Here is a 16126-nt window from a genome sequence, read left to right on the forward strand (position 1 = left end):
TCAAAAAATTTGCGTATTAAACCTAACAACTTCCCCTTATAAAAATAGCCGACTATTATGTAATAGTCGGCTATTTTTATATAAATTTATACAGACACTGCCATTTTCCCTTTGCGAAATATTCCCATTAATCCAGCGATTAATGAGATAAACGCTTCTCCCACTCTTTCACCTTTTCAATTGTTACATCTAATTTCTTAGCCACTTCCTCTATACTCATTCCCTTAAAGAGCATTCCAGCTGCCGAAAGTGCTTTATCAATTTCTTCTTGCTTCTCCTGTTCATATAAACGACCCACTTTTGTCATCCGTAACCACTCCTTTACTTTTTTCGCGTAGTCTTCATCAATAAATTTATCTGTAGCTACAAGAATTCCGGCAATAACTTGAATTTGTTCTTGCTCATCGGAGATACATTTTGCTACTTCTATCGTCTTCTCAATTAAAATTTGTCTTTTTTCCCTACTATGCATAAGTGGTACAAGTATTAATTTCATGGTTTCTTCATCCGTCAAAGATTTTCCTTCTTCCATTTTTTTAATAACCTTTTGAAGGATAGCATCACCATTATATTCGCTTAGTAAAACCGCTTTGGAATTTAAACGTATACTACATACATCTATTTCTTCTATTGGATTCATTACCTCACTTGTATAAATAACTACGATTCGAATATCCGGTAACTCTTTATTCTTATTATAATAACGATACATAATTTGATTTGCATAATCCATATACTTCAAATGGTTTTCAAGGAAACGGGTATTACTTTCATACTCTAACATTAAAATTGAACCATCTTCCATTTCAAATAAAGTATCTGAGCGCCTTTGATCTGCACGAACTCTCGAGAATTCATTTAATAACAGCTCTTTTATTTTTGGAAAGCCTTTTAATCCATATGCTTCAAGCCCTTTATCCCTATAACATTCACTTAAAAACTTCATCAGAATATCTTTATTATGATAAGAAATATCCTTCCCTGCCAATAGCTAATCCCCCTTAACTATTAGTTACCATTTTCTTTATTATATAACTTATGAAATTAGCGTTACAACTTTGGTTCACATGCAGATACTATTTTCAAAACAACTTGCCCTTTCACTACTTTCCCCCCTCCACAAACCTTCCAAACCCCTTCAAAAATCTCAACTTAAAACTCCCCACAGGCCCATTCCGATGCTTCGCCACATGAATCTCCGTCATCTCTTTCTGCTTCGTTTCCTTATCGTAATAATCTTCGCGGTACATAAGCATTATCACATCCGCATCTTGCTCAATTTGTCCGGTCTCTCTTAAATCAGATAATAGCGGACGCTTATCTTGTCGTGACTCTACAGAACGAGATAACTGTGATAACGCTACTACACAAACATTTAATTCACGCGCTAATAACTTAAGCTTACGAGAAATCTCACTAATTTCTTGAAATCGATTGCCCTTATGCTTCGGATCACCCGTAATAAGCTGCAAGTAATCTACAATGACCAAAAGCTTTTTATCCCCATGCTTCCTCTTTAGCTTACGAGTTTGCATCCAAATATCTTGCACCGAAATGCCTGCGTTATCGTAAATCTCAAATGGTAATTCCCCGATCTCCGCAAACGCCTTACTCACCTTTTCCCAATCTTCCATCGCAAAACGATGCTTCGGATTTTTCAGCCTACCTCCTGACACTTCACCTACGCAAGACGCCATCCTTTTTAACAGTTGCTTACTACTCATCTCTAACGAAAACAATCCTACCGCCGATCCAGACTTCGCCGCATGTAGTCCGACATTTAGCGCAAACGCAGTCTTCCCCATAGAAGGACGCGCACCAAGGACGACAAAATCACCTTTCTGCAATCCGCACGTCATTTTATTTAGCGATGTATAACCAGTCTCAATACCAGTAATCTCTTTCGCATCTTGATGAAGCTCTTCATACAAATCAACTAACGCATCCTTCAAATCAAACTCACATACAGAGTCTTTCTCCTCTAACTCACAAAGTGCCGTAATCGTTTCACCGATAACTTTCTCACTCTTCTCCGCAATAAGACGCTCCCCCATCTTGTGCCCGAGAACACCAGCCTGATACATTTTCCACGCACCTCGAACAAGCCCCTCATAATAAGGGAAGTTGACAGTTGTAGGCACACCATCCATTAACCCTATAAAATACTCCATTCCCCCGATTCCCTCTAAAAACTTAGGATCTACCCTAGAAATGAACGTCACAAGATCAATCGGTTGCCCCTCTTCTTCCATTTTTCGCATTAACTGAAATATAGACTTATGCACTGACAGAGAAAAATACTGCTCCGTCAAACGGCACTCCTTAATAAGCTCTCCATCAATTAATAGAGAACCTAACACCGTCTTTTCCGCCTCCACATTTTGAATACTCATGGACGCCACCCGCGCTCCGCTAAAAAGCGCTGCAACTCTTCCTCTGACGGCGCATTCTTCTCCCACTCCTCACACCTCGCCAAAAACTCCTCCGTCTCCCCCGTACTAACAGACGACTCCTTCTTCCTAAAGCTCGCCGTATCCGCCTCCACCTCACACACTTTCGTAAACCCTTTCCCGTGCCACCCTCTCAAAATCCCCTTCACATAAGCAACCGTCCGCTTATTATTCTCAAACGCAATTTGAAGAGCCTTCAGCACAAGCTCCTCTGACAAATCTTCCATCCACGCACTCAGTTCCTCCACCGTATGCGGAGACAAACTACCAAAATGTTGCTCATAAAAAGAAAACACGCGACTTCCCGTTTCTTCCTCTATAACCTCTTCTTCCTCTGTCTCCTCACAAACTGGATCAACATCATCCACAGCCAAATCACTCGGCATACCGAAATGCGCTAAAAGCATCGGAACATTCAGCTCCTCCTCTATGCACTTCTGAAGAAACATATGTACAAACTCCTTATTCTTCACACCCTTCAGCTCACGAAGCACACACTTCTCCACATTCGTATTCGTCACCGGATTATAACGAAGCCAATTCAAAACGAATAACTCCCGAGTCTCCGCATCATAAAGAATCTTCCCATAATCAATGAAGCGCTGCACAAGCTTATCAACAGTCTCCCGATTATAACCCGTCTCCATCTCCGCTAACCGCTTCGGAAAAGGAAAAATCCCGCACTGCGTCGTCTTCGAACAAGTTAATAAATAAACATAAAAATACCGCTCCTCCGGCGTCAAATCCAAAACAAAATCATCCTGCCAAAAATTCACCTGCACATTACGATACACCGCCATCAAAGTTCCTCCCGTCTCCGTTCAAAAGTAAAAGCCCCTTCATAATATATATGGGAGGATGGCAGGGTTTTTGGCGTGTTATTTCAAATTTTTTTTGACTACTACTACGGTGTTTGTTGGTGTTTTTGTTTTGTTATGTTTTTTCTTAGTGATTTATTACTTGGTAGGGGCTTGTAAGGGGCTTAGGAGGGGCTAGTTATCGGTTTACTTCGATTAGAAAGACCCATCTCCACATTCTACTTAAACCAATTAAATGAATCCACAAATCTAATAAAAAACATATTAAATTCCAATAAAAAAGACCATATCAAAAGCATACTCCGATGTCATTTTGATACAGCCCCATCTATATTCGCTTAATAATTTTAGAAACATAAAGATATTAAAAATTTAATATACCTACAAAACATTACCGTCCTTTATATAATCATAGATCTTATTATCAATTGATTTCTCCATAATCATATTCATCGTAACAACAGGTAGTTCTTTTCCATTTTTATCTTTCATTTCAGTTTGTTCTACACTTGCTTTATCAGGTGTCGCTTTTCCTAAATAGTAAAAGTCGCTTCCCTCATCATCATCTTTTTTCACAAAAATATGGACGTCAATATTATTTTCTTTAGCATCAATAATTGTTTGAACTTCCTTTGATTTTAATGTTCTATTACTTCTTGTATACCATTTAAGAACATCTTGATTAAGGAATTCATCACCGTAGTCCACACTGGATTCTACCTCATCATTTTTATGGTATGTGATAAATATTGGACAAGTATAGTACTTTGTCTTATAACCATACATAGTTGAGCTCTCGTCATTATGCCAATTTAAAAGTTTACACACATCTTTTCTTGAGTATTTTTTATATACAGTAAGGTTACTATCACACTCATAGTTTTTGCTCTTTTTCCTTGCACTTTTAATAATGTCCATAACCATACGCTTAAAGTATTGATTTTGTTCTAAGCTTTTTCGGATAGAATCATTAAACATATACATCTTATCGTCCTGTAAAGAGAGAATTGGCTTTTCTCCATATTTCTTTTGACTGTTTTGTGAGAAAAACTCTAATTCAAAAATTCGTTGTACTGAAGTAATCGTTTCATCATCTGTTAAGCAATTAGATTCTTCAAGTTGTTTTATATACTCATCCTTATCAACTTTTTCTTGCTTTAATAATAAGTCTAACAAAACGATTTCGTTTTTACGTTTTCCATTCAATACTTCCAATGAAAACATCGTTAAAACTTTATTTTCGTAATCTGTTAATGCAGGGACATCTTCTTTCATTTTCAATAAGAACTGATAATAGTTCGAATATCCTTCTGCAAGTACAACTGGATCAATAGAATGGTTTACTATAAAGTCATATAGATATGGAGTTCTTCCTATTCTATTTTTCAACTCAGCAAAAGCTTCCTTCAATACTTTCATTGCTGTTAAATTACTATTGTTAATCGCTTTAAAGATCTGCTTTTTCGCTATCTCTTCAAAGTTAACTGTTGAAATACCTTTAATATAACTCGTGTCATTTGTATATCTACGTATATTATCTTTATTTTGTGATCTATCTCCTGAAAGGGCAATCGGAATTAAATAGTTATTTTTATAGTTTCCAATAAAATCAATAATCGTAACAAAATCTTTCGAATCGTGTTTTCGAAGTCCACGCCCTAACTGCTGTATAAAGATAATGCTTGATTGAGTTTGTCTCAACATAACAACTTGGTTCACACTCGGAATATCAATACCTTCATTAAAAATATCTACTGTTAAAATATAATCCAGTATGCCATTTTCTAATTGATTCACCCGCAGTTCTCTTTCCTCTTGGGAATGATCGCCGGTTAATGCAAATGTGCGAAAACCTCTATTATTTAAGGCATGTGATAATTGTTCTGCCTCATCTTTTCGGCTGCAAAACATTAGTCCTGTTACTTTCTCACCAGAAAAACCATAATATTTTACTTTTTCAACTATATGATCTACTCGTTCTTCCGTAACAAGTTTAGATAAAACAGTAGTGTCATCTATCTTTTCACCATTATATTCAAAATCAGTTACTCCAAAATAATGGAAAGGACAAAGCATATCTTCTTCAAGTGCTTCTTGCAATCGAATTTCATAAGCAATGTTGTAATCAAATAGCTCATAAATATTAAAATTATCTGTACGTTCAGGTGTAGCGGTCATTCCCATTAAAAATTTCGGTTTAAAATAATCAATAACTCTATGATAAGAACCAGCACCTGCTTTATGAACTTCATCTATTAAAATATAATCAAATAACCCAGGATCAAATTGCTGTAAATTTTCTTCTTTTGAAATGGTTTGGATCGTCGCAAATAAATATTTAGCATTTATTTGTTTATTTGACCCTGATAAAATTCCAAAGTCCTCATCTATCCCACCAAGAACTTTTTGAAAATCGGATTTCGCTTTATTTAATATTTGCTCTCGGTGAACAATAAATAACATCCGTTTAGGTGCAAAATTTCTGACATCAAATGCTGAAAGATATGTCTTCCCCGTTCCTGTTGCAGAGATAACTAAGCCTTTTTCTTTTCCGGCGTCTCGAATAGCTTGTATTTCTTGTAACGCAGCTTGTTGCATTTTATTTGGGGTAATTTTCAAAGCTTCTTCAATTGAATTGTGATATTGACCAGGTAATTCTATAACTCGATCTAGTAACTTATTTTCTGCAGCTTGCTCATATATTGTTTCGTAATTTGCAATCAACTCTTCGGTTAATACTTGAGAATGCTCCCAAACTTCTTCAAATTGGTTTTTAAAATGCTGTACAATCTCTCCATCTTCATGCGATGTTAACTTAACGTTCCATTCATAGTTTACCTTCAAAGCATGTGCAGTTAGATTTGAACTACCGACAATTAATGAACAATGTGTTTTATTATCAAATATGTATCCCTTTGAATGAAAACCAGATAAATTTGTTAATCTTACTTCTACATTTTCAAGTTTCATTAACTCTCTAAACACTTTTGGTGTATTAAAGTTTAAGAATGTAGATGTTAATATACGTCCTTTAACCCCTTTTTGTTTAAGATCAAGGAAATGTGATTTTAAAGTCGCTAGCCCGCTTTCTGTAATAAAAGCTACTGAGAAAATAAAAGATGTACTATTTTCTAGCTCCTCCAATAATGAGCTTAAAACATTTTCATTTTTTTTCGTATTGTTTACTAATAATTTCGGCTTATATATTCCAGGATGATTATGTTTTTGATCAATAAACCCTTTATATAAAGACCCCTCTAATTTTTGAATAAAATTCTCCATATGATCACCATTTATGACAATTTTTTATATTAATTGTATTACTCACTGATTTAAAGTGCAAATTTATTACAAATATAAAAAACTATCCGTATAAAACGAATAGTTTTTTTCAAATTACTTTACAATCGATTCTTTTGATAATTTCTCAATAGTCGGGATATCCGCAGGTGCCCACTCTAAAGCTGCTAGTTCATTCGGATATAACCATTTAATTGCTACGTGCTCAGTTAGAACCGGACTTCCTTCAACAAGTTTACAATAGAAAGTTTTCAAATGAACAATACCAAAATCATACTCATAGGCTGTATAATCAATTTGCTCACCAATCTGCACGCTACAATGCATTTCTTCATCAATTTCACGCTTTAACGCCTCTTGAGGTGTTTCTCCCTCTTCTATTTTCCCACCTGGAAATTCCCACATAAGAGGTAGCGATTTAGATGGTCCTCTTTGTGCACATAAAATTTTCTCATCTTGAACAATTACTGCTCCAACAACATAAATATTTTTCTTCATTATGTCCTCCTTAAATCTCACAGAAACTCTATACTTTATGTTTCCACACTTTATAGACTGAAAAATGCCTTTTATATCTTTTAACGACTAATATATTTTTAATCAGTAAGCTAGATTTTATCTATCCCTATCTAGCCCTTTTAATACAATTAGCCTAACACTCTCATCTCTTTTATATTATATAGAAGTAACTACAAAAATAAAGCCTGATTGAATACTTCCCTCTTAAGCCTCTTTTTTCACCATTTCCTCATACCTAAAATGACACTCCTCCAAAAACCCCCTACTCTCCCCACTATCCTTATAAAAACTCTCCCACCCCCGCTCCCTCAAAATCCCCTTCCAACTCTCACTCTCCACCATCTTCTTAATCACACCATCCCAATAAGCAACCTCTTCCTCCGTCATATCTTTTGGGCCCATAATCCCTTTCCAGTGCTGGAATGTGACGTTGATTCCTTGTTCTTTCCATGTTGGGATTTCTGGTAGGCGGTCTAGGCGTTTTGGTGCGGATACGGCTAGTATTTTTATTTTGCCGGCTTTGTATTGTTTTTCGGCTTCGGATAGGGTCATGGTTGCGGCGCTGATTTGTTTGTTCGTTAGGGCGTTTATGATTTTTTCTTTGTTTTCGTAGACGAAGAATTGTAGTTCGGCAGGGTTTATGCCGAATGCTTTGCTTACTTGTACGAATGATAGGTGATCGTCGTTTCCTAGGCCTGGTGCAACGCCGATTTTGAAGTTTTTCTTGTTTTGTTTTAGTTGTTCCATTAGTTGTTTTGCGTTTTCTATGTTTGATTCTTTCGAGACGACAACGACTTCCCAGTCCGATGCAAGTGTTGCGAGCGGCGTGAAGTCTTTATATGTTAGTTTACTGTGGCCTAGTAGGTTGTTCGTTATGAGTAAGCTTGAGTTAATCGCTAGTACGTGACCGCCTTTTTGTTTCGTATATTTCCATCCGACATCACCGCTGCCACCTACTTTGTTTGTAACAATGATTGGTTTTGTGAAGATTTTTTCTTCTGTTAGCGTTTTTTGCATCGCTCGTGCCGTTAAGTCCCATCCTGCTCCTTGAACGTTTGGTGCAACGATTTCTACTTCTTCTATGTTCACTTTATTCTTTTTCTTTTTTTCTACAGAACAACCAGCTATTACTCCTGTCATGATCCATATACATAGTAATAATCGTTTTTTCATAGTCCTCATCCTATGCGATATTTCCGTTCTGGTCGTCCGATGATGCCGTATGTGTATTCTACTGTGCATTCGCCGGTCGCTACTAAGTATTCTAAATATCTTCTTGCGGTTGTTCTGGAGGCACCCATTTGTTCTCCCATTTCTTCTATTGTAATGCCCTCTTCGAATCCTTTTATAATCCCTTTCACTTTTTGCAGTGTTAACGGATCCACACCTGTCGGTAAGTTTTTTATGTCTTGTGTTTGCGAAATGCCGAAGAAGTTATCGATGAGTGCTTGATTCACTTCATTGTTACTATGTAATAATTGTTTCTTTCTTTTATAGTCTTCAATTGTGCGGACGAATTTTTCTAACGTGACCGGTTTTATAAGGTAGTTGCTTACGCCGTTTCGAATTGCTTTTTCTAGCATATGGTTTTCATTTGCCGCCGTAACCATAATGACGTCAACGTTTGGAAAGTCGGCATGGATTTTCGGCAGTAAGTCTGTTCCGATTCCGTCTGGTAAATAATTATCTAATAGAAGTAAATCGATTTCTTCCCTTTGTAGTAGTTCCATCGTTTCTTTCGCGTTCAATGCCTTTCCAATCACTTTTACGTCCTTTATTTTTGATAAAAACTCTTCCTGAATTTGCGCGACGCGGAAATCATCCTCTGCAATTGCAACCTTCAACATATGCCCATCCCCCTGTTTGTCATGTACTTTCTTTCAATGTTTTCGGAAGGTAAATTGTAAAAATAGCTCCCCCATTTTTCTCGTTTTGAATTTCAATTGTTCCCCCTAGTAGATCTACCATTTCTTTCACGTTTGCTAGTCCGTAACCACGATCATTTCCTTTCGTTGAAAATCCTTTTTGAAAAATAGTCGTGATTTTTTCTGCCGGTATCCCTATCCCACTATCTATCACTTCAAACACAATATCGTGCCCAATATCCGTAACAAAGAAGGACACATTCTTTTCCTCTTGTGTACTCACCGCATCAAATGCATTGTCGATTATGTTTCCAAGGATCGTAATAAGATGCGACACCTTTATATGGTCTGGTAACGGATGAAGCGCACTATCTCCTTCAATATGAAACTCAATTTTCTTCTCAGACGCTGTTCCGAGTTTTCCTAATAAAATAGCTTGTACTTTCGCATCGTGAATTTGATGGAACAAAATATGATTTTGGCTTTGATGAATATTAGATTCTTGTTGGATAAATTCAATTGCTTCTTTGTAATGTCCTAACTGAAGTAATCCTGATAAGACGAAAAGTTTATTTGTAAATTCATGTGTTTGAGCACGTAAGTCCTCGGAATATTTTCTTACCTCAGATATCGTATTCACTAAGTTTTGCAGTTCTGTTTTATCTCTAAAACTACATACAACGCCTACCGTACTATTATTTTCGAGTATCGGTGTCATGTTTAAAATAAACACTTTATCTTGAAACGCGATTTCTTGATCGGTTTCTAGCACTCTTTCCATATTAAAATTCGGTAAAACTTTTGAAATGTGCTGCTGCATATAATCACCATTTACATGAAGCATTTCTTCTGCTGAGGTGTTCATCATTGTAATAAAACCGTTTTGATCAATAGCGATAATCCCTTCTTTTATAGATAGTAGTATCGCACTTCGTTCCCGGTATAGCGCTGCGATTTCATTCGGCTCTAAACCGAGTGTATCTTTACGAATACTACGTGCTAAAAGAATGCCGCCAACAATTCCAGCTAGTAATACACCTAAGGAAAAGAGGATAATTTCTTTCGTTCTACTCAATATGTTAGATTGAATACCTTTTATTAGAAACTCTACTGTCACAACACCTACGACTTGATTGTAGTCTCCGTTATGAACAATAATGGGTGCTTTCGCCATTAAAGCCGGACCACTTTCACCATTTCCTTCAAGCGTATAATAGCCACCAAAAGTGAGTGCTTCATAGTTATATGGATTGTTACTCTTTGTGCCAATTAAATCCGAATTAGAATGGGAATACATAACCCCAAAGCGATCTTCTATAATGACATAATCTGCATCAGCTTGCTCTCGAACTTGTTCCGCAATAGATTGAATGGTACTTTTATGCTCGTTATTTTGAAAAGCTTCTTTTATAGCTGGCATAAAAGAAAGAGATTTAGCCGTTTGCAGCGCTAACTGTTCTACTTGGCGCTTCGTATCAACGGACTGAATGTAAACAAATATTCCCGCTAATAGGAGAACGACAAATAAAATTAACGTAATAATTAAGCTCACTATTTTCGTTTGCAATGAAACTTTGCGTGATTTTTTCATACCCCATACCCTTTGATAAAATATTCAAAACTATCAATCTCCTTTTTCTATTATTATGACAAAACTGAAAATGAAGCAACTATTAAAAATATCCATGTTCATAAAGTACAAAAAGAATAAAATTGTCATAATATTGAGATTTCATTTAAAGAACAGTACAATTCAACTACAATGAACACGCTTTCATAATTGTTATTTTATTTATAAGCAAGAGGAGGAATTAGTATGGCTCAAGTAAAATCAAACCGAGTCGCCGGCAATATTTTCAAAGGTTCTGTCGGCAATTTAATTGAATGGTACGACTGGTACGTTTACTCTGCTTTCGCTGTTTATTTTTCAGCAGAGTTCTTTCCTAAAGGAGATCCAACGAGTCAATTACTGAACACAGCAGCTATTTTCGCAGTTGGGTTTTTAATGCGCCCTATTGGGAGTTTATTAATGGGACGTTATGCGGATCGGCATGGACGCCGGGCGGCATTAACGCTTTCCATTACGGTTATGGCCGGTGGTTCTTTAATTATTGCCTGTACACCTAGTTACGAAAGCATCGGTATTATGGCACCAATTATTTTAGTTCTTGCTCGTTTACTTCAAGGATTATCACTTGGCGGAGAGTACGGAACTTCCGCAACGTATTTATCTGAAATGGCTAGTAGTGGACGCCGCGGTTTTTATTCAAGCTTCCAATATGTAACGCTCGTTGCTGGACAGATGGTTGCGTTAGGCGTTCAAATTGTTCTTCAGCAATTACTAAGCGAACCAGATATGAAAGCTTGGGGATGGCGTATTCCATTCATTATTGGAGCGATGGGTGCAGTAGCTGTATTATGGCTTCGCCGCACGATGGATGAATCGGAGCAATTCGCAAACATAAAATCACAAAAACGTGAAAGCGCAGGAACCATTCGCGCTCTTATGAAACATCCGAAAGCAGTATTAACAGTAGTCGGCCTAACATTAGGAGGCACTGTTGCATTTTATACGTACACAACATATTTACAAAAGTTCATGGTAAACACAGTCGGCCTTCCGAAAGAAGTTGTAAGCTGGATTAACTTTGTCGCACTACTTATATTCGTCGTACTTCAGCCAATTGCAGGGCTATTATCCGATAAAATTGGACGCCGCCCACTATTAATGGCATTCGGTATTCTCGGAACATTACTAACAGCACCGATCTTCTTCTTCATGGAAAAAACGACAGAACCAATCGTAGCGTTCTTACTTATGATGGTCGGCCTTATTATTGTTACTGGTTACACATCGATTAACGCAATTGTAAAAGCAGAACTCTTCCCAACTGAAATTCGCGCACTTGGCGTAGGTTTACCATATGCACTAACCGTTGCGATATTCGGCGGAACAGCTGAGTTCATCGCATTATGGCTAAAGAGTATCGGAATGGAATCACTCTTCTACTTCTACGTAGCTGGATGTATCGCGATCAGCTTTATTACGTATTGGCGTATGGATGAGTCATCGAAGACTTCGCAGATTGAGGCCGAGCTTGGTGGTGGGGATAAATTAGTTAACAATAAATCTAGTTAAAAATTATGTATTCTATGTTCTTCGTTTATCTGAACTCGATTTGTTTTATCTAAGGAGGCATAATTCATTAATATATAATTTAAAAGCAACCCCCTTAAATTCCGAATGTTCTGATTTAAATTGATTATTTGGCAGACTAGTATAATAATTAATCGCAATTGTATATTCAAGTTCAATATTATCGAGACTTCACATTATGGTTGTACTGGCTTTTTAATAAAGTATATAGTAACTAACTTTAAAACCAGTGAATTAAAGGAGATAATTACAAATTTGTTTCATTTTCTAAAAAACAAAAAAAGGAATCCTTTACGGATTCCTTTTTGCCTTGAACTCTTTTTCAAATAGTGCATCTTTGCACCTAATTTTATTATACCTTATAATTCTTATAAGATAAATAAGAATTATTGAAATTCACTTCTATATTTTCATAAAAAGATGTGTGTCTAGAAATTAATAATACTAGGTTCACTTACGAAAGATTTGTATTCTTTCACCCACAATGAAACATCATAGCCCTTCATAATTTCACAGATAAAAACAGAAAGAATACAATAATAATTCTAATCATAAAAAAACCGTGCTATTATATCTACTTTTCATATGCAATATTGCATATGAAGACCTTTAATCATTTTGTTATAATAGTTATGTGGATCTTACATTCATCGAATCCACACATACGAAAATGTATGTAGGCAACCTTAATTACTAAAAGTGAGAAGAATGATAAATATTCTTCTCATTTTTATTATTAAAAATAATCTTATAACTACCACAACAGGTAATAAATATACAACCTGATATTAGAATTTATAAATGTTGTTATACAGTTGAAATACTCCCTCAACAATTTCTAAATTAATATTCTTAATTACTTCAGGCAATAACATCTTTCTAACTAAAAGAATGAATATCAACTTTATTAGCACCAAATATGTAACATTGCATATCTAATGCTTTAATTATTTTGTTATAATAGTTGAGTAGATTGTTTATCCATCAATCTACTCAACTGCATATTTGGTGAGTATGCAGACCCTAATCACAGAAAATGAGAAGAGTGTCAAACATTCTTCTCATTTTTTGCATACTAACTAAATTTTTAGTACAATTTGATTATTACTATAACCTGTAAGTGATGTAACTTCTAAATACTCTTATAAGAAATACAATTATAACAACCATCGGTGTAGCTACAATAATAGCTTTTTTAAAATCTTGATCTATATAAATAAAAACCAGTTATCTTCAGATAACTGGTTTTTAAGTAGTTATTTTGAAGGTTTATTAAATTGAATGCTATTAAGCACGTTTTATTTCTTTAAAATTCCTATAAATTAATTGGTAAAAGCTTGCAACTAACAAAATACAACAAACTAAAATAGTTAAGACCATTGGAAGCTGCGATGTCATATTAAAAGCACTAAGTATAAGGCCACAACAGAAGCCAAATATCATTTGTATAAAGAAAAACAATCCTGAAGCGGTCCCTACAATTTCATTAAATGGTTTCATTACTGCAGCCTGACATGCAGGAAAAATCCCTCCTACACCAATCATTAGTAACATCATCGGGAATATTATACCAAATGGATTATAAGGAATAATCCAAACGGCTATTACCATTAATATTGAAGAAAAAAGGGCAATATAGCTTTCATACATAATTACTTTATTTAGGCCTACCCTACTCCCATTTCTTCTAGTAAAAGTGGTCCCCATAATATATCCTATAATTACCAAAGCATACATTAAACTATATGATTTTGGGCTAACATGAAAGAATCCTTGTAATACAAAAGAAGAGGATTGAATAAATGTATAATATGCGCACCAAGCAAGTCCTATAGCAACACTATAAGCTAAAAATATTTTATGTGTTAGTAATAATTTATAATTATTAAATATAGATTTTAAATTTATATTCTTTTTACCTTGTACATTTTTTTCTTTCTCTAAAATGCATAAAGTTAAAATTAAAACGATAGACACAAGAACTAATAAAAATACAAAGCAATATCTCCAATTTAAATACGTCTGAATAAAGCTTCCAATCGCTGGTGCAATTGCTGGTGTAACTGCAATTGCCGTCGATAAATTTGTAAGTACATTCAATTGTTCTTTATCTTTAAACTTTTCTTTAGCAATAACTCTAGCCAGTACCGTACCACAACCGCCTCCAAGTGCTTGAAGAAATCTACCCAAAATTAAAACATAAATATTTGAGGTATATAAACAAATAACTGTTGCCAATAAATATAAGAACAATCCAAAAGTAATTACTGGTTTATTCCCATATCTATCAGAAAATATTCCACAAGCTAAAGTTGATATGGCATATCCAACCATATATATACTTAATGTTAATTGCATTAAATCATTTCCAGTATTAAAATCATTTGACATATGAGGTAATGAAGGTAAATATAAACTAATAGATAGTTGAGGTATACACACTAAGCAAATTAAAGTTATTAAAAGTAAATTATTTTTATTCTTAACCATTCTGAAATTCAATTTCATACACTCACCAATGCGATTTTAGACATATGTTCTAAAATATCATTTGATATTAGTTTTGCCTGCTTAGATATCATTTCAACAGAACTTGTGAAATAATAAGTTCCACAAGTAATATGCCCTAAAGCTTTTAGCTGCTTATTTACCTTACCATTTGCATTAATAATACTTCCAGATTTAAAATCTACTTCAATACCACCATAATTATTTAGTTTTACTGTTCCAAACTCTATTAAATGATCTAATAATTGATCTCTACAAGATTTGTGTAAATATTTTGTAGATCCCACTGCATTAACAATGTATCCATATTTTTCTTCAGAATCTTTAAAATAAGCTTGAAACTGATCATTTATAATTTTTATATCTTTTATTCCTTTTTTAACCACAAGCCTGTTTTCATTTAGCATTTCTAAAATCTTCTTTGCATTTAATATAGGCATAGGATTCCTTTCACTCATAAATAAGCGTTCATATTTTTTCAAATACACCATCTTATCATTTGGATTTAGATAATACCAATATTCACTAATCACATCATTTGCCGTCATTAGAATCGATTGCCATAAACCTATCTCATTTAGATTTTTCATATCGCTTTCTATTGCTTGACTAGGTGTTAGATTATGTTTTCTTTTATATACCATATTATTCAAATTCAAACCTACATACTGACATTCTTTACTTAGAATATTAATTATCTGTTCAAGTGTAATTTCATTATTATTCTTTAAAAGTAACTCATTTAGAGTTTCTTCAGTAAAAAAGTTTAATTTATACGGCTGAATATTCCCCCTAACAGCTGGAAGCAATCCATTTCTTGATAACATATGGATTTTCCCCTGATGCCCTCTCTCTTTCAAAACTACACTAACATCAATGCTAGTTAAACTAGATCCTAAAATACCTATGTCCTCTTTATCATTTATATTATTTAAGGTTTTTATTAACGGATAAGGGTCATAAATAAATTTTTCATTACCTTCCAATTCGTAATAATCAGATAATTTAGTGTGACCTAGACACAATATCACGTAATCATACTCTGTTCTATCCTTCAAAGATGTTACAATAAATTTATCATCATTTATGGCTTGTATATTAACAACCTCATCAAACTTAACATCTACATAAATATTTTTATCTTTAGCTATTTTTAATGATTTATGAAAAGTTTCATTAAGGTATTGTCCAAAAAAACGTCTTGGAAGGAATTCATCTAGAGAAAAATATACTTCATGTTTCTTTTTATACCACTGCCAAAAATCATCAGGTTCTTCATTGAACACAGACATTTGTTGAGAATGTCTATTTAATAATAAGACATCATAATCTTCCTGATATGGTACTCCAGGCCCAATCATAGCGTTCCTATCATACATTGTTATATTTAGGTCTACGTTTAAAAGTTTGAATTCCTTAATTAAATAATTAAAGGTACATAAACCAGAAACACCCGAGCCAATTATTGCTAATCTCTTTTTTTCTCGCATAGCTATTCATCATTCCATT

At 34.7% G+C, this 16126-nt stretch carries 11 protein-coding genes; 1 reads left to right on the forward strand and 10 read right to left on the reverse strand.

Features of this window, described 5'->3' with window-relative positions:
* Window positions 1-139: 139 nt before the first annotated feature.
* The 8 genes from ACTFR8_RS18615 to ACTFR8_RS18650 form a co-directional block, all read right to left on the reverse strand.
* Window positions 140-988, reverse strand: coding sequence for a transcriptional regulator (locus ACTFR8_RS18615; RefSeq protein WP_144405402.1), 849 nt, complete (start codon window positions 986-988; stop codon window positions 140-142).
* Between the two features lie 115 nt (window positions 989-1103).
* Window positions 1104-2393: a replicative DNA helicase gene (dnaB, locus tag ACTFR8_RS18620; RefSeq protein WP_252209843.1), complete on the reverse strand. Its 1290-nt coding sequence runs from the start codon at window positions 2391-2393 to the stop codon at window positions 1104-1106.
* Complete coding sequence (locus ACTFR8_RS18625; protein ID WP_252209842.1) at window positions 2390-3250, reverse strand: DnaD domain-containing protein; 861 nt, start codon at window positions 3248-3250, stop codon at window positions 2390-2392. Before ACTFR8_RS18625 ends, dnaB begins: the two co-directional genes overlap by 4 nt.
* A gap of 399 nt (window positions 3251-3649) precedes the next feature.
* Window positions 3650-6550, reverse strand: coding sequence for a DUF3427 domain-containing protein (locus tag ACTFR8_RS18630; protein ID WP_252209841.1), 2901 nt, complete (start codon window positions 6548-6550; stop codon window positions 3650-3652).
* Window positions 6551-6664: 114 nt separating this feature from the next.
* Window positions 6665-7066: a (deoxy)nucleoside triphosphate pyrophosphohydrolase gene (locus tag ACTFR8_RS18635; protein WP_000739608.1), complete on the reverse strand. Its 402-nt coding sequence runs from the start codon at window positions 7064-7066 to the stop codon at window positions 6665-6667.
* Window positions 7067-7291: 225 nt separating this feature from the next.
* The gene (locus tag ACTFR8_RS18640; protein WP_252209840.1) at window positions 7292-8260 is read right to left on the reverse strand and encodes a tripartite tricarboxylate transporter substrate binding protein; all 969 of its coding nucleotides are present in this window, start codon (window positions 8258-8260) and stop codon (window positions 7292-7294) included.
* A 5-nt stretch (window positions 8261-8265) separates the two neighbouring features.
* A complete protein-coding gene (locus ACTFR8_RS18645) occupies window positions 8266-8934 on the reverse strand; it encodes a response regulator (RefSeq protein ID WP_252209839.1) in 669 nt (222 codons plus the stop codon).
* A gap of 19 nt (window positions 8935-8953) precedes the next feature.
* On the reverse strand, window positions 8954-10543 hold the full coding sequence (locus ACTFR8_RS18650) for an ATP-binding protein (RefSeq protein ID WP_074619228.1): 1590 nt from the start codon (window positions 10541-10543) through the stop codon (window positions 8954-8956).
* Between the two features lie 225 nt (window positions 10544-10768).
* Here ACTFR8_RS18650 and ACTFR8_RS18655 point away from each other — a divergent pair, with 225 nt between their 5' ends.
* Window positions 10769-12091 carry an MFS transporter gene (locus ACTFR8_RS18655; RefSeq protein WP_098906167.1) on the forward strand — a complete coding sequence of 441 codons (1323 nt, stop codon included), beginning with the start codon at window positions 10769-10771 and terminating at the stop codon, window positions 12089-12091.
* 1305 nt (window positions 12092-13396) lie between these two features.
* Here the strand turns inward: ACTFR8_RS18655 and ACTFR8_RS18660 are convergent.
* The gene (locus ACTFR8_RS18660) at window positions 13397-14617 is read right to left on the reverse strand and encodes a multidrug effflux MFS transporter (RefSeq protein WP_000772962.1); all 1221 of its coding nucleotides are present in this window, start codon (window positions 14615-14617) and stop codon (window positions 13397-13399) included.
* On the reverse strand, window positions 14614-16107 hold the full coding sequence (locus ACTFR8_RS18665) for an FAD/NAD(P)-binding protein (RefSeq protein ID WP_001208355.1): 1494 nt from the start codon (window positions 16105-16107) through the stop codon (window positions 14614-14616). The genes ACTFR8_RS18660 and ACTFR8_RS18665 overlap by 4 nt, the downstream gene beginning before the upstream one ends.
* Window positions 16108-16126: the final 19 nt, after the last annotated feature.

This window comes from Bacillus cereus group sp. MYBK15-3, from assembly GCF_051916765.1.
In the GTDB taxonomy this organism is placed as follows: domain Bacteria; phylum Bacillota; class Bacilli; order Bacillales; family Bacillaceae_G; genus Bacillus_A; species Bacillus_A cereus.